The sequence below is a fragment of the Sphaerotilus sp. genome (assembly GCF_013299175.1).
GTDB lineage: Bacteria > Pseudomonadota > Gammaproteobacteria > Burkholderiales > Burkholderiaceae_C > Sphaerotilus.
On record NZ_JAAFKF010000004.1, the window covers coordinates 1 to 25,317 of the forward strand.

Genomic DNA, 25,317 nt, shown 5'->3' on the forward strand with positions numbered 1-25,317 from the left:
GGGCGTGGCTGGCACGTCTTCGCCGCGGTCGGCGCCATCGTGCTGGCCGTCACCGGCGCCGAGGCGCTCTATGCCGACATGGGCCACTTCGGCCGCTTCCCGATCCGGCTTGCCTGGAGCGTGCTGTTGACATCCTCCCCGCCCTAAAGGACGGGGATTCCTCCTGCGAGACGCGCATGTCCGCGCGCGGCGATGTTCCTGGCTGCATTCACGTCGCGGTGGTGTTCCGCGCCGCAATCGCAGCATGTCCATCGCCTCATTCGCAGACCTGTCCTGCCTTTCGGACTGCTGGCGGGTATGCCCCCGCAGCGCGAACAGGTCTGGGTTGTGTAGGCTTCGTTCACCTCTTCAAAGACGATGCCGGCCCCATGGCTCTTGTATTCCAGCATCGTTTTCAGCATTGACCATCCGGCGTCCAGCGTGGACTTCGCCATCTTGGTCTTCACCATCGCTTTCGCCTGCACGTTCCCGACGAAGATCGCCGCGTTGCGCGCGACCAGCCCCGTCGAGAACTTGTGCATCGCGTCCTTGCGCGTGTTGGCGATCTTCGCGTGGATCGCGCGCACCCGGTTCTTCTTCCCGGCTCGCTGGGCGATCCCCAGCGCGCCCTCATGCTTGCGGTACAGGCCGGACGCCAGCTCTTCGCCGTCCGAGCACGTCGCCGCCGTCTTCAGGCCGAGGTCGATACCGATCAGCCCAGTGCCAGCCGACTTCAGCACGTCCACCTTGACGCACACGTTCAGGTACCACCGGCCGCGCGCGTCCTGCGAGAACGAGCCAGCGCGCAGATCGAAGCGGCTCAGCCCGTAGCTGTCCCACAGACTGAACCTGTGCCCGAGAAAAGCGATCTGCCCGGCCTTGTACTTCGCGCCGCCCGCCTTGAACGGCACCCAGCCGAGCGAATGCTTCGCCGCCTTCGCGTTCGACACCCGCCAGTTCAGCCTCGACTTCTTGAACTGCTTGCGCCGGGTGGCGTATTCCTCGCACACCAGTTGCACCGTGGCGCTACCGATCCGCACGCCCTCGCACTTCGAGTACCCCGCCGTGAGCTTCTGCAGGTCGAACCCGCTCAGCCACTTTCCGCGCTCGCGGATCGCCCGCGAACTGGTCTCGTTACAGTAGTTCCACACCTGATTGACCTCGCGCGCCATCAAGGACAGCACGCCCGCGTGCTTGTCCTTGATCCGTAGCTTGAGGGTCTTCACGGCTTCCATCCGACAACTGTATTTCCATACATGTCGCTTGACAAGCCGTTCCGGCTTGAACGCTCGACCCCGGGCTGAACCCCGGGGCTTGTCGCTTCGTCCGGGTCATGCCGGCGCTGGCACTGAACTACCTGGGCCAGGGCGCGCTGCTGATGCGCGACCCGACCGCGGTCGAGAACCCCTTCTACCGCCTGTTTCCGGACGACTGGATCCTGCCCGCCGTGGTGCTGTCCACCGCGGCGACGGTGATTGCCTCGCAGGCGGTGATCTCGGGCGCGTACTCGCTGACGCGCCAGGCGATCCAGCTCGGTTTCCTGCCGCGGATGCAGGTGTGCCACACCAGCGCGCACGAGATGGGCCAGATCTACGTGCCGCTGGTGAACTGGTCGCTGCTGGTGGCCGTCATCGCGGCGGTGCTGGCCTTCGGGAATTCGTCGGCGCTGGCCTCGGCCTACGGCATCGCGGTGACGATGACCATGCTGATCACGACGCTGCTGACCTGGTTCGTCGTCCGCCATGCGTGGAAGCTGCCGCTGGTCGTCGTGCTGCCGGTGACGCTGGCCTTGGTGGCGGTGGACGTGCTGCTGGTGGTGTCGTGTTCGCTGAAGTTCCTGCAGGGCGGCTGGTTCCCGCTGGCGATGGGACTCGCGCTGTTCGGGCTGATGGCGACCTGGGCCCGCGGCCGCACCCTGCTGCTGAACGCGATCCGCGACAACGACCCGCCGCTGCAGGACTTCGTGACCGCACTGGCCGCGGAAACCCTGCAGCGCACGCCCCGCACCGCCGTCTACGCGGTGGCCAACCCCGACACCGTGCCGCAGGCGCTGCTGCACAACCTCAAGCACAACCAGGTGCTGCATGCACAGAACCTGATCCTGACCGTGCGCTTCCACGAACAACCGAGCGTCCCGGTGGCGGAACAGCTCGAACTGCAGGCGCTCGCACCGGGCTTCTGGCGCGTCACGCTGCACTACGGCTTCATGGACAGCCCGAACATCCCGGAGGCACTCGGCCGCTGCCGCGCACCGGACCTGCCGATCGAGCCGGCCAGCACCAGCTACTTCCTGAGCCGCGAGATCGTCGTGCCGACACCGGGCGCGGGCATGGCGCGCTGGCGCGAGGCGCTGTTCGCCACGATGGCGCGCAACGCCGGAAGCGTCGCCGACTACTTCCGTCTGCCGGACAACGCGGTGATCGAACTCGGCACGCGGGTCCAGATCTGACCCGCTCAGCCCACCAGCAGGCCGCGCTGCTCGATGAAGGACACCACCTCGGCCAGCCCGTCGCGGGTCTTCAGGTTGGTCATCACGAAGGGGCGGTTCGGGCGCATCCGCACCGTATCGGCGCGCATGACACCCAGATCCGCACCGACATGGGGCGCCAGATCGGTCTTGTTGATCACGAAGAGGTCGCTCTTGGTGATGCCGGGGCCACCCTTGCGCGGGATCTTCTCGCCGGCGGCCACGTCGATGACGTAGAGCGTCAGGTCGGACAGTTCGGGGCTGAAGGTCGCGGCCAGGTTGTCACCGCCCGACTCGATGAAGACGATGTCGGCGTCGGGGAACTTCTCCAGCATCCGGTCCACGGCTTCGAGGTTGATCGAGGCGTCCTCGCGGATGGCGGTATGCGGACAGCCACCGGTCTCCACGCCCATGATGCGCTCCGGGTCGAGCGCACCGGCCACGGTGAGCAGGCGCTGGTCTTCCTTGGTGTAGATGTCGTTGGTGACGACCACGAGATCCCAGCGATCGCGCATCGTCTTGCAGAGCATCTCGACCAGCGTCGTCTTGCCCGAGCCGACCGGTCCGCCCACGCCGACACGCAGGGGGGGCAGTTTCTTGGTGCGTCCGGGGATCGAATGGAGTGGGCTCATGGGACAGGTCTCGGTGTGGTGTTCGGGAATGCACAGGGTAGCAAGACCCGAACCAAATTTTTCTGCAGAAAACACTTGCTCGACTGATTGGGTCTATGCATAATTGCGGGCTGTTGGCGCTTTAGCTCAGTCGGTTAGAGCGATGGAATCATAATCCACAGGTCCGCGGTTCGAGTCCGTGAAGCGCCACCAAGACAACGTGCAAAGACGTTCCAGAACGTCCAAGCCAAAGCAGAAAACCCTAGAGAATCAACGCTCTAGGGCTTTTTTGTTGTCCAGTGACGTGCAGGGGCGTGCATCGTCCTCCGGGCGTTCGGTGCGAGAACTTCTGCAAGAACTCGACAATCGCGAGAACTCCACTGAAAAGTTCTCGCATGGCCCGCCACCTGATCGCGTCCGACGCCGCAATCCGCACCATCAAGCCGGGCGACCCGCGCAAGCGGCTGAACGACAGCGACGGGCTGCACCTGCTGCTGTTCGTGAAGGGCGGCGCCCACGGCTGGCGGCTGGCCTATGCCCACGAGGGGCGGCGCAACTTGACATCCTCCCCGCCCTAAAGGACGGGGACTCCTCCTGCGAGACGCGCATGTCCGCGCGCGGCGATGTTCCTGGCGGCATTCACGTCGCGGTGGTGTTCCGCGCCGCAATCGCAGCATGTCCATCGCCTCATTCGCAGACCTGTCCTACCTTTCGGACTGCTGGCGGGTATGCCCCCGCAGCGCGAACAGGTCTGGGTTGTGTAGGCTTCATTTACCTCCTCGAACACGATGCCGGCCTGATGGCTCTTGTATTCCAGCATCGTTTTCAGCATTGCCCATCCGGCGTCCAGCGTGGACTTCGCCATCTTGGTCTTCACCATCGCTTTCGCCTGCACGTTCCCGACGAAGATCGCCGCGTTGCGCTCGACCAGCCCCGTCGAGAACTTGTGCATCGCGTCCTTGCGCGTGTTGGCGATCTTCGCGTGGATCGCGCGCACCCGGTCCTTCTTCCCGGCTCGCTGGGCGATCCCCAGCGCGCCCTCATGCTTGCGGTACAGGCCGGACGCCAGCTCTTCACCGTCCGAGCACGTCGCCGCCGTCTTCAGGCCAAGGTCGATCCCCACCGATCCAGTGCCGGCCGACTTCGGCACGTCCACCTTGACGCACACGTTCAGGTACCACCGGCCGCGCGCGTCCTGCGAGAACGAGCCAGCGCGCAGATCGAACCGGCTCAGCCCGTAGCTGTCCCACAGACTGAACCTGTGCCCGAGAAAAGCGATCTGCCCGGCCTTGTACTTCGCGCCGCCCGCCTTGAACGGCACCCAGCCCAGCGAATACTTCGCTGACTTCGCGTTCGACACCCGCCAATTGAGCCTCGACTTCTTGAACTGCTTGCGCCGGGTGGCGTACTCCTCGCACACCAGTTGCACCGTGGCGCTACCGATCCGCACGCCATCGCACTTCGAGTACCCGGCCGTGAGCTTCTGCAGGTCGAACCCGCTCAGCCACTTTCCGCGCTCGCGGATCGCCCGCGAACTGGTCTCGTTACAGTAGTTCCACACCTGATTGACCTCGCGCGCCATCAAGGACAGCACGCCCGCGTGCTTGTCCTTGATGCGCAGCTTGAGGGTCTTCACGGCTTCCATCCGACAACTGTATTTCCATACATGTCGCTTGACAAGCCGTTCCGGCTTGAACGCTCGACCCCGGGCTGAGCCCCGGGGCTTGTCGCTTCGTCCGGGTCATCAGCTTGGGCACCTACCCCGATACGTCCCTGTCGAACGCCCGCAAGAAGGCAGACGAGGCGCGGCGCATGTTGAGCGAGGGAACCGACCCGAGCGCGGCCCGCAAGCAGACCAAGACCGCCACCGCCCAGGCCGATGAAGCCGACCGACGCGCGGACGCCGGACTTCCACCCGTTGGGAGCTTCGAGGCCGTGGCCCGCGAGTGGCTGGCATCCGTCCACACCGCCAAGGTGAGCGCCGGGCATTCCGACCGAACCCGCTTGCGCCTGGAGCAGAACGTGTTTCCGTGGCTGGGGCGGCTGCCGCTGGCGAGCGTGTCGGCGCCGATGGTGCTGGAATGCCTGCGGCGTGTGGTGGCACGCGGCACGGTCGAGACGGCGCACCGGGTGAAGGATGCGTGCGGACAGGTGTTCCGCTACGGCATCGCCACCGGCCACTGTGAACGCAACCCGGCCGCCGATCTGCGCGACGCACTGCCACCTGTGCGCGTCGAACACCGGGCGGCGATCACCGACCCCGCACGGGTGGGCGAGCTGCTGCGGGCGCTGCTGGCCTGCACCGGCCAGCCGACCACCCAGGCGGCGCTCCAACTGGCCGCCCTCACCTTCCAGCGACCGGGCGAGATCCGGGGCGCGACGTGGGCGGAGTTCGACCTGGACGCGGCGACCTGGTTGATTCCGTCGCACCGGATGAAGCGCAACCTGCAAGGCAAGGCGACCGGCCCCGATCACGTCGTTCCGCTGTCCCGTCAGGCCGTGGCCGTGCTGCGGGGGCTGCAGCCCCTCACCGGGTCGGGGGTGCTGGTGTTCCCTGGCCTGCGTGACCGTGCCCGGCCTATCAGCGACATGACGATGAACGCGGCGCTTCGGCGGCTGGGCTTCGACGGTGAAGAGATGACGGCGCATGGCTTCCGGGCGATGGCCCGCACGATGCTGTCCGAGCGGCTGGGGGTTGCTCCCGAGGTCATCGAAGCGCAGCTTGCCCACTCTGTACCCGACGCACTTGGACGCGCCTACAACCGGACGGAGTTCACCGACCAGCGTCGGCAGATGATGCAGGCGTGGGCGGACTACCTGGACACGCTGCGCATGGGGGCGCAGGTGATACCGATCCGTGCAGCCTGAGGCCCTTCCTCCTGGTGCCTGATCGGTGCCACGCCCTGCGGCCGTGACCTGAAGCACCGACCGCACGCCACCAGCCCGGCCCTGTGCCGGGCTTCGTCCGTCTGGCTGTGTCTGGTCTGGGCATGGCTGCCCTGTGCGCCGGCTGCATGGCCTGTACCTGTGCCTGTGCCTGCCTGCAGGCTGGATGCCTTCCACCGTGCGCCGGGTGGCGGCGCGGCGGGGGTTTCTTTCGCGCTGGGTTTCCGCAGGCAGACGACGACCAGCACCAAGAACACGAGGGGGCGCCCTTCTTTTCAGAAAACGGCCGTGGAACGTGGAATTGCCAGCGCCGGGCGGGTCATTCCACGGGAAAAGACGGAAGCACCCTATACAAATCAACTACTTAGAAACTCATTACTTCTTTGTTACTTGTTGGGGAATGCTTGGGGGCAAAGTGTGGACAACCTGTGGAACGGTGTTCGGCAGTGGGTGCAGGCTGGGGGGGGTGGGGTTCTCTAGTGTTGCGTCACACCTCGATTGACGGATAGAGCCGCCGAAGCTTGACCCGAGCCGTCTCGGTGGTGAACTGCCAGTCGATCCTGGCGTGGCGCTGATCGCGGTGTGCCTGCCAGGCAGCGACCTCGCGGCGCACGGTCTCGATGTCGCCGATGCGTCGGTTCAAGCACTGCCGCACCATCACGTTGATCTCGATCTCGGCCATGTTGAGCCAGCTCCCGTGCTTGGGGGTATGGACGAACTCGAAGCGATCCCACAGCGCCTTGGCCTTTGCCGGCCGGAATGTCTCGTACAACGCCGCCGGGGTGTGAGTGTTGAGGTTGTCCATGACCAGCGTGATGCGCTCGGCCTCGGGGTAGTGCGCGGCAATGGACTCGACGAACAGCGCCCAGTCGCGCTTGGTCCTGCGCTCGGTGACCTGCGTCATGCGGGTGCCGGCCAGCGGCTCGCACGCCATGAAGACGTTACAGGTGCCCAGACGCCGGTACTCGTAGTCCTCTCGCTCGGGCTGACCGGGTGCGGCCGCAATCGGCTCGCGGGTCTGGCCGATGAGCTGCCGCGGTGTCTCGTCCATGCACACCACCGGACGCCGAGCGTCCAGTGGCCGCTTGTACACATCCAGCACCCGCTCCATGCTGGCCACGAACTCCGCGCTGGCCTCGGGGGCGATCACCCAGCCCACCTTGCGCCACGGCTTGAGTTCGTTTTTTTCAGCGCCCGCCGCACCGTCTCGTGCGAGAGCGTCTCCACCAGTTCCAGCTCCACCACCTGATCGGCCAGCAGCCGCAGCGACCAGCGCGCGTGTCCGCTCGGCGGCACCGAGCAGCTCAGCGCGATCAGGTGCGCCTCCACCTCGCCGTCGATCTTGTGTTCGTACTCCCGCTGGCTCGGCGCGCCGCTCAGCGCCACCTCCAGCCCGTCCTCCACGAAGCGTCGCTTGAGCCGGTCGATCTTGCGCGGGCTGACCTGCAGAACCTCGGCGATCTCCTGGCTGCTGCGTCTTCGCCCTCGGGCCTGCGACTCGTCGCAGTTCAGCAAGATCAGCGCGTTGACCACCTTGGCCGCCGCGTGCGTGCCTTTGGCCACCAGCGCCTGCAGTTGTTCGGCCTCTTCGGCACTCAGTGTCACGGTGTACTTTTCCATCCCTCCATTCTTGTCGCCTTCCATGGCCATGCCAGTGCGCCTTCGCCAACGGCGATCACCGTCAAGTCAGCCGTGACACGACACTAGCCGGCGCTGTGCTTCGTTTCCCTAATCCAATGGATTACACTTTGCCAATGCCCACGATTGCAGAACTGCCCGAATACCAGAAACGCGCCGGCAAGCTGCTGTCTGAAGAGGATCGGCGGGATCTGGTCCTCTACCTGGCTGCACACCCCCGAGCCGGCGACCTGATCGAAGGCACGGGCGGCGTGCGGAAACTACGGTGGGGACGTGACGGGCGCGGCAAGAGCGGGGGCGTGCGGGTCATCTACTACGTCCACAGCGACGCCATGCCGCTGTATCTGCTGACGATGTTCGCCAAGAACGAACGCGCCAACCTGACCCGCGCCGAATGCAACGAGCTTGCCGGGCTGGTTGATCTTCTGGTGCAAATCTGGTTTGAAAGGTAAGGCCATCATGGGCAAAGCATTCGAGAGCATCCGCCAAGGACTGCAGGAAGCCACCGCGCACGCACGGGGCGAGGCTGCGGGCGTCAAGGTCTACCAACCTACAGCGGTCGATGTGGCGGCTGTGCGTGGCCGGCTGGGACTGACTCAAGACCAGTTCGCGGCCCGGTTCGGGTTTTCGGTGGCGACCTTGCGCCACTGGGAGCGAGGCGACCGCCGGCCGCAAGGTGCGGCGCTGGTGCTGCTGAACCTGATCGACCGTGAGCCGCAAGCAGTCATGCGGGCGCTATCCTGATCGGCCCCCAGCCGGCCACGTCGGCGAGCCGGCGAGTTCCTGGCCGGCGCTGGCTTGCTGGCCGGTCTGTCTTCGCTCCACGCTGCCCAGCCGCTGCAACTGCTGGATGTGCCCGGCATCGGGCGACCCCGAGGCCCTGCCCGTCGAGATCCTGGCCAGCATCGGCACGCTGCAGCCCGGCCGATCGGCTGGCCCGGCTGATCCCATGGCCTTCTTCCTGGTGCTCACCCGCTGCCGCTGGCACACCGGGCAACCCTGAAAACCGGGGTGGCGTCGTTGATATGCAGTAACCTCCGCAGTAACCGATAAACAGGAAATGCAAGATTCCTTGTAAATCAATGGCTTGCTGGATTTTTTCGAGTGAGTGAAGCCCAAAATTCTGAAAAGCCCGTGCAATCACTGCACGGGCTTTTTTCATGTCCCCGACGGAACGCAGAACTCCGCCGCCGTGCCGCACCTTATCCCGCGATGCACCGAAAACCCGCTCCCTAGACTGGCTGTCCACCTCACTGCCACCCGCGGCACGACTGTCACGTCATGGATGCCCTCCGCTCCGCCCTTGCTGCTGCCAGCCTCCATGCGGGGTCGGCTCCACGTACCGATCTGCACGGTGCGCTGCGACCCATGTTGCCGCGTGGCGAGCCCCTGCGCGGCATGGTCACCCTGGCCCTCGACCAGCACCGCCGCGACACCGCCATCTGCCTGCGCACCGCCGAGAGCCTGCTGGCGCAGTACCGCCCGACCGAGGTGCTCGACTGCCTGGACCAGCTCGACACCAGCATCGAGCGCAGCGCCGCCTGGCACCTGGTGCGGGCAAGCGCCCTGTCGGCACTGCGGGACGACCGGCAGGCGGTGCGCGATGCCACCGCGGCGATGGCCAAGGCAGGACCGGATGCCGCCCTGCACCAGCGCGCCCTGCTGCAGCTCGGCCAGGGCCTGACCCGGCTGCAGGACCACGCCGAAGCCGGGTGGTGTTATCGCACGGCGCTCGCCGCACAACCGCAGGCGGCGGACGCCGCACTGGCCTCCGCCCTCGGCAGTGCGGCAGATCTGGACTGGGACGCACACTCCACCCATCTCGACCGGCTGCTGGCCTGCATGGCCCACCCGCCCGCGTCGGCCCATCTGCCGCTGGTGGTGCCGCTCGATCCGGGCCAGCTCCTCCCTCTGCTGGACCACCCGCTGCTGCACCGCTGGCTGGCCGCGCTCGCCTGCCAGCAGCGCCACGGCGCTGGCACCACCCGCGAGAAGCCGAAAACCGCTGCCCGCGACCACCGCCGCCAAGGCCGGTGGCGCCTGGGCATCCTCACCGGCGGGCGCGAACGGTCCGGGTCTGCGCTGGATCCGTCCGTGGCTGCGCTGTTCGACGCATTCGACCAGAAGCACGTCGCGCTGTACCTCTACTCGGACGCCCGGTCGGATCACCCCCGCGTGGTCACCGCCACGCGCTGGCACGACAGCCGCCACACGAGCACCGAAGACCTCGTCGGCATCATCCGCGGTGACCGGATCGATCTGCTGCTCGACCTCACCGGCCCCGGCGAGGATTCGCGCCTGGGCGTGCTTGCCCACCGCCCGGCGCCAGTCCAGGCCGCCTGGCTGGGACATGCTGGCACCACGGGTGCGCCCTGGGTGGACTACCTGATCGGCGATCCGGTCGTCACACCGCTGGCGGCGCAGGCGCAGTTCAGTGAATGCATCGCCCAGTTGCCTGGGTGCCACCGACCGACCAGACCGCCGCGGCCGCCAGCACAGCCACCCGTCCCGCCACGCCGCACCGACTGCGGCCTGCCCGACGGCGCCCCGGTGCTCGCCAGCTTCAACCCGCCGGAGCGGATCACCGGCGCGCAGTTCCGGGCGTGGTGCCAGATCCTGTCCGCCGTGCCGGACTCGGTGCTGTGGCTGCGGGCACCGGCACCGGATGCGCAACGGCATCTGCGCGCCAGCGTGGCGCGCGCGGGAATCGACCCGGTGCGGCTCGTCTTCGCGCCTGCCGTCCCGCCACAAGCGCACCTGGCACGCCTGCCGCTGGCCGACCTCGTGCTGGATTGCTTCCCCGGCAACGCCGAGACCGCGGCACGGGACGCGCTGTCGACTGGCGTGCCCGTGCTCACCCGGATCGGCCAGGGCTTCGCGGCGCGGCGCACCGCCAGCCTGCTGGCAGCGTTCCGGCTGCCCGGGCTGGTCTGCACGGACACCGAGCACTACGTCCGCACCGCAGTGCACCTGCTGCGGGACGCTGACGCCATGGCGCAGCTCAAGGCCCGGCTCGCCACGGCCCGCACCAGCGCGCTGCACCGGGACACCGAGTGCAGCGCACGCGATCTGGAGCACCTGCTGGCCCGCATGGTCGCGCGCCACGACGCCGGATTGCCCCCCACCCCGCTGGCTGCCGAGCCAGCTCCCCGGAGAGACTGAATGCAACGCTACACCGTCGCCGCCGTCCTGATCGTGCGCGACGAGGCGCCGCGCCTGCGCCGCGCCCTCGACAGCCTGCGCCCCTGGACCGACCGCCTGGTGGTGGTCGACACGGGATCGCAGGACAACACCGTCGCTGTCGCCCGTGCAGCCGGCGCCGAGGTTTCGCATCTGCGCTGGTGCGACGATTTCGGCATCGCCCGCAACACCGCGCTGGAGCGGGCTGGCGCCGACTGGCACATCGTGCTCGATGGCGACGAGTGGCTGGCCCGCGGTGGCGAGACCCTGGCCACGCTGCGCACGCTGCGGCCAGACTTCGTCGGCGCGGTGCGGGTGGACAGCGACCACGGGCCGCAGGGCCACACCAGCGTCGCCTCCAACTGGATCAGCCGCCTCCTGCCCGGCCACGTGCGCTACACCGGCCGCATCCACGAACAGCCACAGCACACGCTGCCCGTGCGGCGGCTGCCGCTGCAGGTCGGACACGACGGCTACAGCGCGGTCGCGCTCGACCGCAAGGCCGGCCGCAATGCCACGCTGCTGCAGCGCGCGCTCGGCGACCATCCGGACGACCCATATCTCTGGTACCAGCTCGGTAAGGACCACGATGTCTACGGTCGCCACGCCGACGCACTGCACTGCTTCAACCAGGCAGAGGCACGGCTGGCGGGACTGGCCGCCACGCCCGCCTGGCTGCATGACCTCAGCGTGCGCAGCCTGCACGCGCTCAAGTGCTGCGGCCGCCATGCCGACGGCGTGCAGCGCGCCTCGGACGGCATGGCGCGCTGGGACCGCTCCCCTGACTTCTTCTTCGCCCTGGGCGACCTGATGCTCGACTGGGCTGCCAACGAACCCGCCCGCGCCACCGAGCTGCTGCCGATGATCGAAGGCGCCTGGCAACGCTGCCTGGAGATCGGCGAGCGGCCGGATCTGGAAGGCGCAGTCCACGGCCGCGGCAGCCACCTGGCCACGCACAACCTGGGGGTGCTGCGGCAGTTCGGGCCACGGGTACACGCGCCGAAGTAGCCCGCTTTGGCCGCCCTGATCGGGCCGACAGGACGGGCCGGTCTGCCTAGACTGGTTCCGACCCTTCGCACGGAACCCCACGCCCATGAACCTGCCGGATATCCACCTGTGCATCGTCCACCCCCAGGGCCAGCCGCACGCCCTGGGCCTGATCGACCCCGCACGCTACTTCCGCTACCAGTTCCGGCGGCTCGGCGCCCGCGTGAGCCTGTCCAAGAACCGGCTGCGCCACGACGCGGTCAACTTCGTCTTCGGCGCCCACCTCGGCTTTGACACCGACCAGTGCCTGCAGCACACCTGTGTCTTCGTCAACCTGGAGTCGCTGGGACACGAAGGCGCGCAGGTCTCCTCGGCTTACCTGCACCTGCTGCGCCACTCGGCCGTGGTGGACCACGATCCGGCCAATCTGGAGGTCTACACCGACCACCCGGACGACGTGCCGCTGGTGCCTTTCGTCCACGCCCCCTACCTGAGCGCCGACGCACAAGCCCCCGCCGCCGCACTGGAAGACCGCCCGATCGACCTGCTGGTCCTCGGCACGCAGAACGAGCGCATCCGCCGCCTCATCAAGCGCATCGAGGACACCGGCATCACCGTGAGCCAGTTCGACCGCCCGGTCTACGCCGGAGAGCGCGATGCCTACATCCGGCAGGCCAAGGCCGTGCTGCACCTGCGCCCGCACGAAAGCAGCCGCTTCGAGCCGATCACGCTCGCGCACTGCCTGAGCCTGGGCACCCCGGTCATCGCGGAGCGGACACCGCACGCGGCCACGGCCGCGTTCTATGAAGACGCCGCCACCTGGATCGACGACGCCACGCTCGACCCCTTCTTCCGGCAGGACTTCGGCACGCCCGCCTGGTACGCACAGGCCCGCGCACAGCACGCCAGTTTCGAGGAACTGGACCCGGCCGAAGCCTTCGCCGACATGCTGGCCTTCGTCAGCGGCTATGGCCAGACCCACGTCCGCACCCGCGACCCGCAGCCCTGGCGCCCGCTGCGGCTGAACCTGGGTGCGGGCACCGACTACCGCGTCGGCTGGCTCAACCTGGACACCCGCCCCGAGACCGAGCCAGACCTGCTGCTCGACCTCGGTCAGCCCCAGACCCTGCCGCTGCTGGCGCGTGGCACGCTCTGCGGCCCGGTGCGGCTGGAAGCCGGACAGTTCGCCGAGATCTGCGCCGGCTCGGTGCTGGTGCGAACGCCGGATCTGTCCACCCTGATGACGCAGGCGCTGGCGCTGCTGCGCGAAGGCGGGCGCTTCGCCATCGAGGTGCCGTGCGAGCATTCACCGACCGCATGGCGCGACCCGACCCACCTGCGCGCGCTCAACGAGAACGCCTGGACCTGCTACACCGAGACCTTCTGGCAACTCGGCTGGTTCACCCACCGCTTCCAGATCGAAGCGTCCGGCTACCGCGACCTGAACCGCAAGAACTGCCGCCGCGAGAAGGCAGCGTCCATGCATGTCGTGCTGCAGAAGGTGGTGACGACCCCGGCCGAGCGCACGCTGGCGCGCACCATGAGCCTGGATTGCCTGGTGCCAGCCGACAGCGTGCCGGTGCAGGACCAGTTGCTGCCGGCCGACAGCTCGCGCCCGCTGCAGGCACTGCTGCAGGAAGTCGCCGCCACGCGGGAATCCCTGCTGGCCGGTGTTCACGGCGAGTGAGCCGCGCGGCGCCTCAGCGGCCGCTGCGGTAAGGCTCTTCGAAATCCAGGAAATCCCGTTCCGCCAGCGCCTCGGCGACCCACGCCGCCACGCCCGGCGCAGCCCAGACCTGCGCCATCCAGTCCGCCACCACCGGCGGCACAGGCAGCGCGTAGGTCCGCAGCCGCGCCACCACCGGCGCGAAGTACGCGTCGGCAATGCTGAAGGTGCCGAACAGGAACGGCCCGCCACTGTCCGCCAGCGCCGCGCTCCACATCGCCACCAGCCGGTCCAGGTCCGCCTGCACCGCCGGGTGTTCGGCCAGCATCTGCGCGCCGATCTCGGGCAGCGATGCCTCGATGTTCATCGGGCAGCGGCTGCGCAACCCCGTGAAACCGGCGTGCATCTCCGCGCACAGCGAACGGGCGCGGGCACGCTGGCGGGCGTCCCGTGGCCACAGTGCGTGCTCGGGATGGCGCTCGGCGAGGTACTCGGCCATCGCCAGCGTGTCCCACACCACCAGCCCGCCGTCGTCCACCAGCAGCGGCACCTTGCCCGTCGGCGACAGACCGGCCAATGTGGTCTTGAACGTGGAGCCAGCCTCGAAGCTGTCGAACCGCACCATCACCTCGTCGAACGCCATGCCGAACTGCCGCAGCAGCACCCACGGCCGCATGGACCAGGACGAGTAGTTCTTGTTGCCGATGTAGAGCTGCATGGGAATCGTTCCTTTCGGTGTGCCGGTGTCCCGGTGGGGGGGTCGATGGTAGCCGCCCGGTCCCGGGCACTGCGCAAATCCGACCGATCCGGACCCCTTGTCCGGGCGGCATCAGACCCGGCACCTCGGGATTGCCCGACGGGTGCCGATATCCCAGCATTCACAGCACAAAAATTACGTTCATTTACGATTCAGGTTCCAATACGCCGGAGCCTGGCCGTTCCCTTCCCGGTACACCCCGATGCAAGTCTCGATCGTCGTCCTGAACTACAACTACGCCCGGTTCGTCGGCGCGGCGATCGACTCGGCCCTGCGCCAGACGCTGCCCGACGCCGACTGCGAAGTGATCGTGGTGGACAACGGCTCGACCGACGACTCGCTGTCGGTCATCGCCCGCTACGGCGACCGGGTGCGGCTGGTGCGGCAGGCGGTCAACATCGGCCAGGGGCAGGGCTACAACCTGGGCATCGCGGCGGCGCGGGGCGAGTGGATCGTCTGGCTGGACGCCGACGACGTGCTCGACGCCGATGCGATGGCCACCTGCCTGTCGCTGGCCGACGCCGGCACCGCCAAGGTCCACTACCCGATGCGGTTGATCGACGCGGAAGGGGCCTTGCTCGGCGGGGTCGTCCCCTTCCTGCGGCACGACGGCGACGTGGTGCCCGTCATCCGCGCCCTCGGCCACTACGCCGGCCCGCCCGGCAGCGGCAACCTCTACCGCCGCTCGGCGGTCGCGCCCTACTTCCCCGTCAAGCCCGAGGACTGGCCGATCTGCACCGACACCGTGCCCTTCGTCACCGCGCCCTTCCACGGCCGCGTGGTCGGCGCCGCCCGCCCGCTCGGCGGCTACCGGCTGCACCGCAAACCCGACGCGCAAGCCGCCCCCGGCTACCGCGGCAACTACAGCGGCAGCATCGGCCTGGAGGTGCGCCTGGTCGAGCGCAGCCGCGACCGCACGATGGCGCTGCTGCGCGAACGCTCGGGCATCGTGGTGGACGGCCCCTTCCTGATGCTGCCCACCCATGTGCGCCACCGCATCACCTCGTGGCGCTGGGCGCGGGCATCGCATCCCTTCCCGCAGGACACCGCAGGCAGCCTCTGGCGGCTGATGCGCGATTCGCTGAAAGCCTGCCCTGGCTACAACGAGACGCAGCGCGCCGCCATGCTCGCCTGGGCCACGGGCGCGCTGTATCTGCCGGAATCACTGGCCGGGGCGGTGATGTCCACCAGCCGCGCCAACCCCGTCTGGGAAACCGTCACCCGCTGGACCAAGCGCCTGGGCACCTGAACGCCGACCGCGCCTGCCATCCCGCATTCAATCTTCGCCTCGAACCGCCGATCTTCCCGACATGACACGCCCCACTTCTGCCCTCGCATGCCGCTTCTGCCAGGCGCCGCTGCGCACCAGCTTCGTCGATCTGGGCATGAGCCCGCTGTGCCAGACGCACATCGCGCCCGACCAGCTCGCCGACATGGAGCCGTTCTTCCCGCTGCACGCCTACGTCTGCGACGACTGCCACCTCGTGCAACTGCAGGAATTCGTGGCGCCGGACTCGATCTTCAGCGAGTACGCCTACTTCTCGTCCTACTCGTCGAGCTGGGTCGAACATGCGCGTCGTTATGCCGTGATGGCGGCGGATCGCTTCAAGTTGAACGCCAGCAGCCGCGTGATGGAGATCGCCAGCAACGACGGCTACCTGCTCCAGCACTTCGTCGCGGCCGGCATCCCGGTGCTGGGGATCGAGCCGGCCGCCAACGTCGCCAAGGTGGCGGTCGAGCGCGGCGTGCCGACGACGGTGCGCTTCATGGGCCGCGAGTCCGCCGCCGACATCGCCCGAGAACACGGCCACGCCGACCTGCTGCTGGGCAACAACGTGCTCGCGCATGTGCCCGACCTGAACGACTTCGTCGGCGGCATGAAGCACCTGCTCGCGCCGGGCGGCACCATCACGATGGAGTTCCCGCACCTGCTGCGCCTGATCGAGGGCGTGCAGTTCGACACCATCTACCACGAGCACTTCAGCTACCTGTCGCTGGTCACGGTCGAGCGGGTCTTCGCGCACCACGGCCTGACGCTGTTCGACGTGGAGGAGCTGCCCACGCACGGCGGCTCGCTGCGCATCTACGCCCGCCACACCGACGAGAACGTGGACGGCACGGCGCGTCCGGTCGGCGAGCGGGTCCATGCCCTGCGCGAACGCGAGATCGCCGACGGCTTCCTCGGCAGCGAGCGGTACCAGGGCTTCGGCGACCGCGTGCGCGAGACCAAGCGCAAGCTGCTGGCCTTCCTGATCGACGCCAAGGCGCGTGGCAAGACCGTGGTCGGCTACGGCGCACCGGGCAAGGGCAACACGCTGCTGAACTACTGCGGCATCCGCACCGACTTCCTCGACTTCACGGTGGACGCGAACCCCTACAAGCAGGGCAAGTTCACCCCCGGCACCCGCATCCCGATCCTGGCGCCATCCGCCATCCGTGACGCGAAGCCCGACTACGTGCTGATCCTGCCGTGGAACCTGAAGGACGAGATCGCCCGTGACGCCGCCTACATCCGCGGGTGGGGCGGGCAGTTCGTCGTGCCGATCCCCGAAGTCACCGTGTTCTGACCACCGAGCCATTCACCGAGCTGTCTCATGAAAATTCTCGTCACCGGCACCGAGGGCTACATCGGCGCCCGCCTCGCTCCCTGGCTCGAAGCCGCGGGCCACGAAGTCACCGGCCTGGACATCGGCTACTACGGCGATGGCCGGCTCTACCACGACCCGCTCGCCACCCGCATCGGCGCCCGCACGCTGTGCAAGGACTTGCGCCACGTCGAGCCGGCCGACTTCGCGGGCTTCGACGCCGTGATCCACCTCGCCGAGCTGTCCAACGATCCGCTGGGCCAGAACCGCCCCGAGATCACGCTGAAGATCAACCACGAAGGCTCGCTGCGCATCGCCCGCGCCGCCCGCGAGGCGGGGGTGAAGCGATTCGTCTACGCCTCGTCGTGCAGCGTCTACGGCGTGGGCACAGGCGACTTCCTGGACGAACGCTCGCCGGTCAATCCGCAGACGACCTACGCCGTGTGCAAGACGCTGGTCGAGCGCGACGTGACGCCGATGGCCAGCAGCGACTTCAGCGTCGTCTTCCTGCGCAACGCCACCGCCTACGGGCCGTCGCCGCGGATGCGCTTCGACATCGTGCTCAACGACCTCTGCGCCCTGGCCCGCACGACCGGGCGCATCGCCATGGTCAGCGACGGCAGCCCGTGGCGGCCGATCGTCCACGTCGAGGACATCTGCGAGGCGATGCGCTGCGCGGTGGAAGCGCCAGCGGACGCGATCAACGGCGAGGTCTTCAACGTCGGCCGCACGGACGAGAACTTCCGCGTGCGCGAGATTGCCCAACTCGTGGCCGCCGCCTTTCCCGGCTGCGAAGTCACCGCCGGCCCGCCGAGCGCGGACAACCGCAGCTACCGGGTCTCGTTCGAGAAGATCGAGAAACGCCTGCCCGGTTTTGTTGCCCGCTGGACGGCGAAACACGGCGCCGAGGAGCTGGCCAGCCTGTTCCAGCGCATCGACTTCACCGAGGCCGATCACCGCTGGCGCGCCTACACCCGCCTGAAGCAGTTGCAGTACCTGCAGCGCACCGGGCAGGTGGACGACGACCTGTTCTGGAGCGCCCGTTGACGATGGTCTTCGAACCAACGGCCATCGACGGCGTGCGGCACATCCGCCTCGCGCCGATGGCCGACGAGCGCGGCTCCTTTGCACGGACGTGGTGCCGAGAAACGTTCGCCGCACACGGTGGACCGGGCCTGGATGCGGCGATGGTGCAGACCAGCACCTCGTTCAACGTCCGCGCCGGCACGCTGCGCGGGATGCATTTCGCGTGGCCGCCCGCCACGGAATGCAAGCTGGTGCGCTGCACCCGCGGCCGGGTGTTCGACCAGTTGCTCGACCTGCGCCCCGAGTCGCCGACCTACCGGGCCACCGTGTCGGTGACGCTGGATTCGGCGCTCGGCAACGCGCTGTGGATTCCGCGCGGCGTGGCGCATGGGTTCCAGACGCTGGTGGACGACAGCGAGGTCTTCTACATGATGACCGAGGCGTACCGGGGCGACCTCGGCGCGGGCGTGCGGGCGGACGATCCGGCGTTCGGGCTGACGTGGCCGCTGCCGGTGACGGCGATGTCCGAGCGCGACCGCGATGGCCCGTTCTTCGACGAAGCGGCCCACCGCCAGCGTTACGGCGCCGGGATCGCAGCCGGGACGCCGAATGCTGCTTGACGCCCTGCTCCCCGACGACGCGGCCGGCAGCGCGGCGGCCGACGCCTGGGCGCTGATCGAGGCGCTGTACCCGCTGTGCCGCAGCCTGACCGGCGACGGCGTGCGCCAGACGCTGGACCGGATCGGCGAGCGCATTCCGCTGATCCGTACCGAAGTCCCGAGCGGCACGCCCGCCTACGACTGGGAGATTCCGCGCGAGTGGAACATCCGGGATGCGTGGATCGCCGATGTGGGTCCGGGGGGTAACGGGCGCCGCGTGGTCGATTTCCGCGCCCACAACCTGCACGTCATGGGCTACTCGGTGCCGGTGCGCCAGATGATGACGCTGGCGGAGCTTCAGCCGTACCTGCACTCGCTGCCCGACCGGCCGGACTGGATTCCGTACCGCACCAGCTACTACCGCGAGCAATGGGGCTTCTGCCTGCGCCACCGCGACCGCGAGCGGCTCGGGCCGGGGCCCTACGAGGTGGTGATCGACGCCGACCTCGCGCCGGGACACCTGAGCTACGCCGAGTCGGTGATTCCGGGCCAGGGTGAATCCGACGACGAGGTGCTGGTCTACACGCACACCTGCCACCCCTCGCTGGCCAACGACAACCTGAGCGGCATCGCCGTGGCGGTCGAATTGGCGCGGGCGCTGCACCACGCGCCGACGAAGCCCCGGCTGACGTGGCGCTTCATCTTCGGCCCCGGCACGATCGGCTCGCTGGCCTGGCTGTCGCGTAACGAGGAGCGGCTCGGCCGCGTGCGCGCCGGGCTGGTGCTCGGGCTGCTGGGCGATCCCGGCGTGCTGCACTACAAGCACAGCCGCCGCGGCGACACGCTGACCGACCGCGCCGCCGCCCATGTGCTGCGCGGCACCGCGACCCACGAAAACGCCGAGGCCAAGTTGCTCGACTTCGAACCTTACGGCTACGACGAACGCCAGTTCTGCTCGCCCGGCTTCGACCTGCCGATGGGCCGCCTCACCCGCTCGCCCAACAGCACCTACGCCGAGTACCACACCAGCGCCGACGACCTGACCCTGATCCGCGCCGCGCAGCTCGCCTCGGCCTTGCAGACACTCGCCCGGCTCGCCTCGGTGATCGACGCCAACCGCACGCCGCTCAACCTCAGCCCCAAGGGCGAGCCACGGCTGGGCAAGCGCGGCCTGTACGGCAGCGTCGGCGGCGGCGCACCGGGCGCGTTCGAGCACGCGCTGCTGTGGGTGCTCAACCAGGCGGACGGCAGCCGCGACCTGCTCGCCATCGCCGAACGTGCCCGGCTGCCGTTCGAGCAGGTCGAGCAAGCCGCATCCGCCCTCGAACGCGCCGGGCTGCTGCGCACGCTGGAGCGCACCGAAGCCGCACCCGATTCCGAATCCCGAAAGAAAGGCCCTCCCCCATGAAAGTCGTCCTCTTCTGCGGCGGCCTCGGCACGCGGCTGCGCGAGCACTCCGACACCATCCCCAAGCCGCTGGTCAACATCGGCGTGCGGCCCATCCTGTGGCACCTGATGCGCTACTACGCCCACTACGGCCACAAGGAATTCATCCTCTGCCTGGGCTACCGCGGCGACCTGATCCGCGAGTATTTCCTGAACTACAACGAGTGCCTGTCCAACGACTTCGTGCTCAGCGAGGGCGGACGCAAGGTCGATCTGGTGCAAAGCGACCTCCAGGACTGGAAGATCACCTTCGTGGACACAGGCCTGCACGCCAACATCGGCCAGCGCCTGCTCCGCGCCCGCAAGTACCTGGGCGACGACGAGGAGTTCCTGGCGAACTACGCCGACGGCCTGAGCGACCTGCCGCTGGACCAGCACCTCGCCGAGTTCCGCGCCAGCGGCGTGACCGCGAGCTTCGCCACCGTGCCCTCGCCGCAGAGCTTCCATGCGCTGCACGACGACGACAACGGCATCGTCACCAGCTTCGGCCCGCTCAACGAACGCCCGTACTGGATCAACGCCGGCTTCTTCTGTCTGCGCCGCGAGGTCTTCGACGTGCTGGAGGAAGGCGACGAGTTGGTGGAAGCGCCCTTCCAGCGGCTCATCGCCCAGCGCCAGCTCGGCGCCTTCCGCCACCGCGGTTTCTGGCAGCCGATGGACACCTTCAAGGACAAGATCACCTACGACCGGATGGAGGGCAAGGGCAACTGTCCGTGGATGGTCTGGAAGCCCGGGCAGATCGAGCCGGCGCACACGACATGCTGTCCCTGAACCCGGCGGCCGGGCGTGGCCGGCTTGACCTGCTCTGCCTCGGGGCACACAGCGACGACATCGAGATCGGCTGCGGCGGCGCGGTGCTGCGCTGGCTGGCCGAGGTGCCGGAGGTTCACGTCACCTGGGTGGTGCTGAGCGCCCCGGGCGAGCGAGCCGACGAGGCGCGGCGCAGCGCCCAGGCACTGCTGAAGGGCGCGGCATCGGCCGAGGTGGTGATCGGCGATTTCACGGACGCGCATTTCCCCTCGGAGACGGCACGGCTGAAGGCGTTCCTGTCGGACATCGCCCGGCGCACCCCCGCCGACGTGGTGCTCACCCACCGACTGGAAGACCGCCACCAGGACCACCGCACGGTGGGCGAGCTGACGTGGCAGACCTGGCGTGACCACCTCGTGCTGGAGTACGAGATCCCGAAGTACGAAGGCGACCTCGGGCAGCCCAATGTCTACGTGCCGCTGCCGGCCGAGATCGCGCAGCGCAAGGTGCAGCACCTGATGGCGCACTTCGGCACACAACGCGCGAAGGGCTGGTTCACCGAGGCGACGTTCCAGGGGCTGATGGCGCTGCGGGGCATCGAATGCCGGGCGCCGAGCGGACAGGCCGAGGCGTTTCACGCGCGCAAGGTCGTGCTGTGAACACCCGGCTGGCACTGATCACCGGCGGCTCGCGCGGCCTCGGGCGGGCGCTGGTCATGCAGTTGCAGGCGGACGGCTGGCGTGTGGTCGAGCTGTCGCGCTCGGCACCGACGGCGGACTCGGTGCGGGTCGATCTGGCGCAGCCGGCGGCGGTCGCACAGGCGCTCGGCGAGGTGCTGGCCGGGATTGATCCGCTGTCGGTAGCCGAGCTGCTGGTGGTCCACAACGCCGGCACGGTGCAGCCGGTTGGCCCCGCGGCGAACAAGCCGGCCGGCGCGCTGATTGACGCGCTGAACGTCAACCTCGTCTCCGGCATCGCCTTCCTCGCGGCGGCGATGGTGCATTTCCAGTGCTGCCCCGGCCGCAAGGTGGTGGCGCACATCAGCTCGGGTGCGGCCGTGCGCGCCCATGCCGGGCTGTCGCTCTACAGCGCGGCCAAGGCGGGGATGGACCAGTTCCTGCGCGTCGTCGCTGCCGAACAGAAGCGGCAGGCTCACCCGTTCCGCGCACTGAGCATCGACCCCGGCGCGCTCGACACCGGCATGCAGGCCACGCTGCGCAACGCCTCGCCCGACGACTATCCCGGCGCGGCAGCCTTCGCCCAGCGCCAGCGCGACGGGGCGCTGGGGCGGGTCGAGGACGTGGCGGCGTCGGTTCTGTGCCTGTTGGCCGATGACGCGCTGGCGAATGGCGAGCGGCACCACGTCCGCACCGCGACCACCTGAATGGGCATGGCTCAGGCGGCGGCTCCCGCCGGGGCATCGTCCCCGGCCCGGAAGCACGCGAAACCGTTGCGCCCGCCGTCCTTGGCGCGGTAGAGCGCCACGTCCGCCCGGCGCAGCAGGGTCTGGCCGTCGTCGCCGTCGGTGGGGTAGCGCGCCAGGCCGACGCTGGCGCTGATCTGCAGCACATGCCCGCCGACGTGGAAGGGCTGCTCCAGCGACTGCACGATGCGCCCGGCCAATGCAGCGGCTTCGTCCGGGCTGGCGACCTGCGGGGCGAGCACGGTGAATTCGTCGCCACCCCAGCGTGCGATCAGATCGCCTTGCCGGAGGCAGTGTGCCAAGCGCCGGGCCGCCTGGCGCAGCAGCTCGTCCCCGCAGTCGTGGCCGAGGACATCGTTGACGCGCTTGAAGTGGTCGAGGTCCACGAAGAGCACGGCCAGGTGGGTCTGTGTCGCACGGGACGCTTCCACTGCCCGCACCAGCGCCTGGCTGAACTGCAACCGGTTGGGCAGGCCGGACAGGCTGTCGTGCAGCGCCTGGTGGCGGATGAGGCGGGTGCTGCGCTCGCGGTCGGTGACATCGCGGAAGTGGTAGACCGCCCCGGCGCTGTGGCCCTGGAGCTGGTAGGGCCGGCCCAGGTATTCGACGCAGCGCCCGTCCCGCAGCTCCAGCAAGGTGGTGTGCGGCACGGGTCGGGTGGCATCGAGCACCAGCGCATCGGGGATGCACAGTTGCGCCCGCAGCACGGACAGCAAGGCCGCACCCACGACCGGCAGCGGACCGGTCTGGCGCCACAGCGCGGTGAAGGGGTGGTTGACCTGCTGCACCTGTCCGTCCAGGTCGAGCACGAGCAGGCCGTCGGGCGTGGCATCCATCGTGGCCTGCAGCAGCGCCGCGTGCCGGGCGATCTGCTGGTCCTGGTGGAGGCGGCGCAGGGCTTCCTTCACCGTGAGGACCAGATCGCCTTCCTGCCACGGCTTGGTCAGCAGCCGGTAGAGGTTGGCGCGGTTCACAGCGTGGCTCACGGCGTCCACATCGGCCTGTCCGGTGAGCAAGATGGCCAGCATCTCCGGGTAGCGGTCGTGGGCGCGCACCAGAAACTCGGTGCCGCGCATCCCGCGCATGTGGTGGTCGGAGATGAGCAGCGGGACGCTGATCCCTTCGCCGTTCAGCTCGTCCAGCAGCGCCAGCGCCTCCTCGCCGCTGGAGGCCAGCTCGATGTCGCAGGCACCACCGAGTCCGCGCAGCAACTGTTCGCGCAGCGTGTGCAGGAGCGGCAGGTCGTCGTCCACGCAGACGATGGTGGGCGGGCTGGGGCGAGATGCTGCAGCCATGGCGCGTCAACCCAGGGCGGATTCGATCACTGCGGCCAGCTCGCTTTCGCACCAGGGCTTGGACAGGCAGGCGCGGATGTGGGCCTGCTGGCGCGCACGGGCGATGGCGGACTCGTCGGCTTGGCCGGTGAGCAGCACGGTGGCGATGCGCGGATGGCGCTGGTAGACCTGGGCGAGGAATTCGTCGCCCTTGATGCCCGGCATCAGCCAGTCGGAGACGATGACCAGGAGGTCGATGCCCTCGGTGCAGAGTTCGTCGATCACCACCCAGGCTTCGTCGGCGCAGGTGGCGGTCTCGTAGAGGTAGCGGTCGCCGAAGCGGCGGCGCAGTTGCTCCTTGAGGCTGCTGAGGATGAGCACCTCGTCATCGACGCAGAGAATGGCTGACGAGGACGGGGACGGGGACAGAAGGGTCGGCTGGGGCATGGCGGTGCTCGGTTCACGCCGCAGCCAGCGGCAGGCGGACGAGGAAGGTGGTGCGGCCCGGCACGCTGTCCAGGCCGATGGTGCCGCCGTGCTTGGCGATGATCTGCCGGCAGATGTGCAGGCCCAGGCCAGTGCCCTCGCCGCGGGGCTTGGTGCTGAAGAACGGCTCGAAGATCTTGTCGTGCAGCTCGGCCGGCACGCCCGGCCCGGAGTCGGTGACGCTGACGACGACGCAGCCGTCGCGCACCTGGCTGGCGAGTTCCAGGCGACCGCGGCCCTCCATGGCGTGCATGGCGTTGTGGATCAGGTTGGTCCACACCTGCACCAGCTCGTCGGCCTGGCCGGCAATGGGCGGTGTGGGGGCGAAGTCGCGCTGCACCTGGATGCCCTGGCGGATCTGGGTGCCGTACAAGCCGAGCACGGTGTCGAGGCTGGCCGACACGTCCACGGGCTGGTCGCCCGCGCTGTGTTCGACCCGCGCGTAATTCTTCAGCGCGAAGACCACCTTCGAGGCCCGCTCGACCGCGTCGAGGATGGTGGCGTTGTTGCCGCGCAGCCGGGTCAGGTCGTAGGCGAGCGTGAGCAGCCAGTCGCGCTCGGGGTGGCGCAGCAGCGGCAGCACAGGCCCGATCTGGTCGCGCACGCCGATGTCGAGCAGCAAGTCGGACACGCGGCGCGTGTCGCCCACGCCCTGCGCGTCCAACTGCTGGACCAGCGTGCGGCGCAGGGCGCGGCGGTCGCCGGTGGCGAGCAAGGCGGGGCTGGCCAGTGCGCCGTCCAGCACGGCAAAAAAAGCGGTCTGCTCGGCGGGAGTGAGGCGCTGGGGCAACTGCGGCAAGGCGGCGAGCGCGGCGGTCAGCGCCGCCATGCCGTTGCCGGCGGCGGCCCGGATCGCGCCCAGCGGCGTGTTGACCTCGTGCGCGATGCCCGCCACCAATTGCCCGAGTGCGGCCAGCTTGCCCGCCTGCACCAGTTGGTCCTGCGTGCTGCCGAGGTCCGCCAGGGCCTGTCGGAGCGCATCGGCCTGTTGCTCGCGGGTGCGGGTGAAGCGGGTGAACAGCCAGCCGATGACCATGGCAGCGGTCAGCAGCGACAGCACCATGCCCCACTCGGTGTAGCGGCCCACGCGCTGGGCATCGGCGCGCTTGGTCCTGGCCGCCTCGGCGATGTACTTGGCAAGGGCGTCGAACGCCGGGTCCACGGCCGTCTCATCGAACTCCACCGCTTCGGAGAGATCGCCTGACGTGATCAACGCGAACTCCTTGGCGAGCGCCTGCCGGTAGGTCTGGTGCAGGGTGGGCAAGACGGTGCCGCGCTCGGTCGGACCAAGCTCCTGCAACAGGCGCTCGACCTGCTGGTATTCGGCCACGATGCGGGCATTCAGTTCTTCGTCGAGGGCCTTTTTGCTGATCGCCCGCCACTCCAGGCCGTCGAGCAGGTTGAACGCACCGCGCAGATCGACCAACCGCAGCTCGGTGGCCGCGCTCTCGCTCGCCCAGCGGTTCAGGCCATAGATGCTCGCAGCAGCCGCCATGGCCACCAGCACCGATCCCGCCGCCACGGGCCACACCGATTGACGCTTCAGCACAGCAGATG

Annotated in this window: 25 protein-coding genes, 1 tRNA gene and 1 pseudogene; 19 read left to right on the top strand and 8 right to left on the bottom strand. The window is 68.6% G+C overall.

Annotated features, from left to right (window positions below; translation table 11 throughout):
* Positions 1-129 (top strand): annotated as a pseudogene (locus QZW52_RS01345) (KUP/HAK/KT family potassium transporter); the annotation flags it as partial.
* A 14-nt stretch (positions 130-143) separates the two neighbouring features.
* Here the strand turns inward: QZW52_RS01345 and QZW52_RS01350 are convergent.
* The gene (locus QZW52_RS01350) at positions 144-1,214 is read right to left on the bottom strand and encodes an RNA-guided endonuclease InsQ/TnpB family protein (RefSeq protein ID WP_293994300.1); all 1,071 of its coding nucleotides are present in this window, start codon (positions 1,212-1,214) and stop codon (positions 144-146) included.
* A gap of 98 nt (positions 1,215-1,312) precedes the next feature.
* Here QZW52_RS01350 and QZW52_RS01355 point away from each other — a divergent pair, with 98 nt between their 5' ends.
* On the top strand, positions 1,313-2,428 hold the full coding sequence (locus QZW52_RS01355) for a KUP/HAK/KT family potassium transporter (RefSeq protein ID WP_293994303.1): 1,116 nt from the start codon (positions 1,313-1,315) through the stop codon (positions 2,426-2,428).
* Positions 2,429-2,433: 5 nt separating this feature from the next.
* Here QZW52_RS01355 and ureG read toward each other — a convergent pair whose 3' ends face one another.
* Positions 2,434-3,078, bottom strand: coding sequence for an urease accessory protein UreG (gene ureG / locus QZW52_RS01360; protein ID WP_293994305.1), 645 nt, complete (start codon positions 3,076-3,078; stop codon positions 2,434-2,436).
* A 115-nt stretch (positions 3,079-3,193) separates the two neighbouring features.
* Here ureG and QZW52_RS01365 point away from each other — a divergent pair.
* Positions 3,194-3,270, top strand: a tRNA-Met gene (locus QZW52_RS01365).
* A gap of 182 nt (positions 3,271-3,452) precedes the next feature.
* Entirely contained in the window at positions 3,453-3,635 is a 183-nt protein-coding gene (locus tag QZW52_RS01370; RefSeq protein WP_293994307.1) for a hypothetical protein, read from the top strand.
* Here QZW52_RS01370 and QZW52_RS01375 read toward each other — a convergent pair.
* Entirely contained in the window at positions 3,632-4,702 is a 1,071-nt protein-coding gene (locus tag QZW52_RS01375; protein ID WP_293994309.1) for an RNA-guided endonuclease InsQ/TnpB family protein, read from the bottom strand. The genes QZW52_RS01370 and QZW52_RS01375 overlap by 4 nt on opposite strands.
* Positions 4,703-4,806: 104 nt before the next feature.
* On the opposite strand from QZW52_RS01375, the gene QZW52_RS01380 reads away from it, so the two are divergent.
* Complete coding sequence (locus QZW52_RS01380) at positions 4,807-5,925, top strand: tyrosine-type recombinase/integrase (protein ID WP_363225943.1); 1,119 nt, start codon at positions 4,807-4,809, stop codon at positions 5,923-5,925.
* Between the two features lie 505 nt (positions 5,926-6,430).
* Here QZW52_RS01380 and QZW52_RS01385 read toward each other — a convergent pair.
* Positions 6,431-7,563 (bottom strand): IS630 family transposase gene (locus tag QZW52_RS01385; RefSeq protein ID WP_293994311.1). Its coding sequence is split into 2 segments (ribosomal slippage): positions 6,431-7,131 and positions 7,131-7,563, totalling 1,134 coding nucleotides; the frame shifts between segments, so codons are not numbered across the junction.
* Positions 7,564-7,697: 134 nt separating this feature from the next.
* Between QZW52_RS01385 and QZW52_RS01390 the strand changes: the two genes are divergently transcribed.
* The 6 genes from QZW52_RS01390 (at position 7,698) to QZW52_RS01415 (ending at position 13,435) form a co-directional block, all read left to right on the top strand.
* Positions 7,698-8,033 carry a type II toxin-antitoxin system RelE/ParE family toxin gene (locus QZW52_RS01390; RefSeq protein ID WP_293994313.1) on the top strand — a complete coding sequence of 112 codons (336 nt, stop codon included), beginning with the start codon at positions 7,698-7,700 and terminating at the stop codon, positions 8,031-8,033.
* A 7-nt stretch (positions 8,034-8,040) separates the two neighbouring features.
* Positions 8,041-8,325 carry a helix-turn-helix domain-containing protein gene (locus QZW52_RS01395; RefSeq protein WP_293994315.1) on the top strand — a complete coding sequence of 95 codons (285 nt, stop codon included), beginning with the start codon at positions 8,041-8,043 and terminating at the stop codon, positions 8,323-8,325.
* 106 nt (positions 8,326-8,431) lie between these two features.
* Positions 8,432-8,584 carry a hypothetical protein gene (locus tag QZW52_RS01400; protein ID WP_293994317.1) on the top strand — a complete coding sequence of 51 codons (153 nt, stop codon included), beginning with the start codon at positions 8,432-8,434 and terminating at the stop codon, positions 8,582-8,584.
* A gap of 278 nt (positions 8,585-8,862) precedes the next feature.
* Complete coding sequence (locus tag QZW52_RS01405) at positions 8,863-10,743, top strand: O-linked N-acetylglucosamine transferase, SPINDLY family protein (RefSeq protein WP_293994319.1); 1,881 nt, start codon at positions 8,863-8,865, stop codon at positions 10,741-10,743.
* Positions 10,744-11,769 (top strand): glycosyltransferase family 2 protein, encoded by a 1,026-nt coding sequence (locus QZW52_RS01410; RefSeq protein WP_293994322.1) that lies wholly within the window; start codon positions 10,744-10,746, stop codon positions 11,767-11,769. It abuts the gene before it with no gap.
* A gap of 85 nt (positions 11,770-11,854) precedes the next feature.
* The gene (locus QZW52_RS01415) at positions 11,855-13,435 is read left to right on the top strand and encodes a class I SAM-dependent methyltransferase (RefSeq protein ID WP_293994324.1); all 1,581 of its coding nucleotides are present in this window, start codon (positions 11,855-11,857) and stop codon (positions 13,433-13,435) included.
* Between the two features lie 13 nt (positions 13,436-13,448).
* On the opposite strand, the gene QZW52_RS01420 is transcribed toward QZW52_RS01415, so the two are convergent.
* Complete coding sequence (locus tag QZW52_RS01420; RefSeq protein ID WP_293994326.1) at positions 13,449-14,132, bottom strand: glutathione S-transferase family protein; 684 nt, start codon at positions 14,130-14,132, stop codon at positions 13,449-13,451.
* Between the two features lie 241 nt (positions 14,133-14,373).
* Between QZW52_RS01420 and QZW52_RS01425 the strand changes: the two genes are divergently transcribed.
* From QZW52_RS01425 to QZW52_RS01460, 8 genes are all read left to right on the top strand, one after another.
* On the top strand, positions 14,374-15,420 hold the full coding sequence (locus QZW52_RS01425; RefSeq protein WP_293994328.1) for a glycosyltransferase family 2 protein: 1,047 nt from the start codon (positions 14,374-14,376) through the stop codon (positions 15,418-15,420).
* Positions 15,421-15,481: 61 nt separating this feature from the next.
* Positions 15,482-16,738 (top strand): class I SAM-dependent methyltransferase, encoded by a 1,257-nt coding sequence (locus QZW52_RS01430; RefSeq protein WP_293994330.1) that lies wholly within the window; start codon positions 15,482-15,484, stop codon positions 16,736-16,738.
* Between the two features lie 27 nt (positions 16,739-16,765).
* Positions 16,766-17,803 (top strand): NAD-dependent epimerase/dehydratase family protein, encoded by a 1,038-nt coding sequence (locus QZW52_RS01435; protein WP_293994332.1) that lies wholly within the window; start codon positions 16,766-16,768, stop codon positions 17,801-17,803.
* Between the two features lie 2 nt (positions 17,804-17,805).
* Positions 17,806-18,402 carry a dTDP-4-dehydrorhamnose 3,5-epimerase family protein gene (locus QZW52_RS01440; protein WP_293994333.1) on the top strand — a complete coding sequence of 199 codons (597 nt, stop codon included), beginning with the start codon at positions 17,806-17,808 and terminating at the stop codon, positions 18,400-18,402.
* Positions 18,392-19,789, top strand: coding sequence for a DUF4910 domain-containing protein (locus tag QZW52_RS01445; RefSeq protein WP_293994335.1), 1,398 nt, complete (start codon positions 18,392-18,394; stop codon positions 19,787-19,789). Before QZW52_RS01440 ends, QZW52_RS01445 begins: the two co-directional genes overlap by 11 nt.
* A complete protein-coding gene (locus QZW52_RS01450) occupies positions 19,786-20,598 on the top strand; it encodes a sugar phosphate nucleotidyltransferase (RefSeq protein ID WP_293994337.1) in 813 nt (270 codons plus the stop codon). The genes QZW52_RS01445 and QZW52_RS01450 overlap by 4 nt, the downstream gene beginning before the upstream one ends.
* Entirely contained in the window at positions 20,586-21,236 is a 651-nt protein-coding gene (locus QZW52_RS01455; RefSeq protein WP_293994339.1) for a PIG-L deacetylase family protein, read from the top strand. The genes QZW52_RS01450 and QZW52_RS01455 overlap by 13 nt, the downstream gene beginning before the upstream one ends.
* Positions 21,233-21,961 (top strand): SDR family NAD(P)-dependent oxidoreductase, encoded by a 729-nt coding sequence (locus QZW52_RS01460; RefSeq protein WP_293994341.1) that lies wholly within the window; start codon positions 21,233-21,235, stop codon positions 21,959-21,961. The genes QZW52_RS01455 and QZW52_RS01460 overlap by 4 nt, the downstream gene beginning before the upstream one ends.
* Before the next feature lie 11 nt (positions 21,962-21,972).
* Here QZW52_RS01460 and QZW52_RS01465 read toward each other — a convergent pair whose 3' ends face one another.
* Genes QZW52_RS01465 through QZW52_RS01475 form a run of 3 tightly spaced genes read right to left on the bottom strand, consistent with a single transcriptional unit; the run spans position 21,973 to position 25,309 of the window.
* Positions 21,973-23,295 carry a diguanylate cyclase domain-containing protein gene (locus QZW52_RS01465; protein WP_293994343.1) on the bottom strand — a complete coding sequence of 441 codons (1,323 nt, stop codon included), beginning with the start codon at positions 23,293-23,295 and terminating at the stop codon, positions 21,973-21,975.
* A 6-nt stretch (positions 23,296-23,301) separates the two neighbouring features.
* Positions 23,302-23,721, bottom strand: coding sequence for a response regulator (locus QZW52_RS01470; protein WP_293994346.1), 420 nt, complete (start codon positions 23,719-23,721; stop codon positions 23,302-23,304).
* A gap of 13 nt (positions 23,722-23,734) precedes the next feature.
* Positions 23,735-25,309, bottom strand: a complete 1,575-nt coding sequence (locus QZW52_RS01475; RefSeq protein WP_293994348.1) for an ATP-binding protein — start codon at positions 25,307-25,309, stop codon at positions 23,735-23,737.
* Positions 25,310-25,317 lie beyond the last annotated feature (8 nt).

Coding starts and splice junctions, on each gene's coding strand:
- QZW52_RS01390 (WP_293994313.1), top strand. CDS start 7,698: ATGCCCACGATTGCAGAACTGCCCGAATACCAGAAACGCGCCGGCAAG.
- QZW52_RS01430 (WP_293994330.1), top strand. CDS start 15,482: ATGACACGCCCCACTTCTGCCCTCGCATGCCGCTTCTGCCAGGCGCCG.
- QZW52_RS01420 (WP_293994326.1), bottom strand. CDS start 14,132: ATGCAGCTCTACATCGGCAACAAGAACTACTCGTCCTGGTCCATGCGG.
- QZW52_RS01400 (WP_293994317.1), top strand. CDS start 8,432: ATGTGCCCGGCATCGGGCGACCCCGAGGCCCTGCCCGTCGAGATCCTG.
- QZW52_RS01395 (WP_293994315.1), top strand. CDS start 8,041: ATGGGCAAAGCATTCGAGAGCATCCGCCAAGGACTGCAGGAAGCCACC.
- QZW52_RS01405 (WP_293994319.1), top strand. CDS start 8,863: ATGGATGCCCTCCGCTCCGCCCTTGCTGCTGCCAGCCTCCATGCGGGG.
- QZW52_RS01425 (WP_293994328.1), top strand. CDS start 14,374: ATGCAAGTCTCGATCGTCGTCCTGAACTACAACTACGCCCGGTTCGTC.
- QZW52_RS01415 (WP_293994324.1), top strand. CDS start 11,855: ATGAACCTGCCGGATATCCACCTGTGCATCGTCCACCCCCAGGGCCAG.
- QZW52_RS01440 (WP_293994333.1), top strand. CDS start 17,806: ATGGTCTTCGAACCAACGGCCATCGACGGCGTGCGGCACATCCGCCTC.
- QZW52_RS01435 (WP_293994332.1), top strand. CDS start 16,766: ATGAAAATTCTCGTCACCGGCACCGAGGGCTACATCGGCGCCCGCCTC.
- QZW52_RS01410 (WP_293994322.1), top strand. CDS start 10,744: ATGCAACGCTACACCGTCGCCGCCGTCCTGATCGTGCGCGACGAGGCG.
- QZW52_RS01455 (WP_293994339.1), top strand. CDS start 20,586: ATGCTGTCCCTGAACCCGGCGGCCGGGCGTGGCCGGCTTGACCTGCTC.
- QZW52_RS01445 (WP_293994335.1), top strand. CDS start 18,392: ATGCTGCTTGACGCCCTGCTCCCCGACGACGCGGCCGGCAGCGCGGCG.
- QZW52_RS01465 (WP_293994343.1), bottom strand. CDS start 23,295: ATGGCTGCAGCATCTCGCCCCAGCCCGCCCACCATCGTCTGCGTGGAC.
- QZW52_RS01370 (WP_293994307.1), top strand. CDS start 3,453: ATGGCCCGCCACCTGATCGCGTCCGACGCCGCAATCCGCACCATCAAG.
- QZW52_RS01450 (WP_293994337.1), top strand. CDS start 19,786: ATGAAAGTCGTCCTCTTCTGCGGCGGCCTCGGCACGCGGCTGCGCGAG.
- QZW52_RS01470 (WP_293994346.1), bottom strand. CDS start 23,721: ATGCCCCAGCCGACCCTTCTGTCCCCGTCCCCGTCCTCGTCAGCCATT.
- ureG (WP_293994305.1), bottom strand. CDS start 3,078: ATGAGCCCACTCCATTCGATCCCCGGACGCACCAAGAAACTGCCCCCC.
- QZW52_RS01375 (WP_293994309.1), bottom strand. CDS start 4,702: ATGGAAGCCGTGAAGACCCTCAAGCTGCGCATCAAGGACAAGCACGCG.
- QZW52_RS01355 (WP_293994303.1), top strand. CDS start 1,313: ATGCCGGCGCTGGCACTGAACTACCTGGGCCAGGGCGCGCTGCTGATG.
- QZW52_RS01350 (WP_293994300.1), bottom strand. CDS start 1,214: ATGGAAGCCGTGAAGACCCTCAAGCTACGGATCAAGGACAAGCACGCG.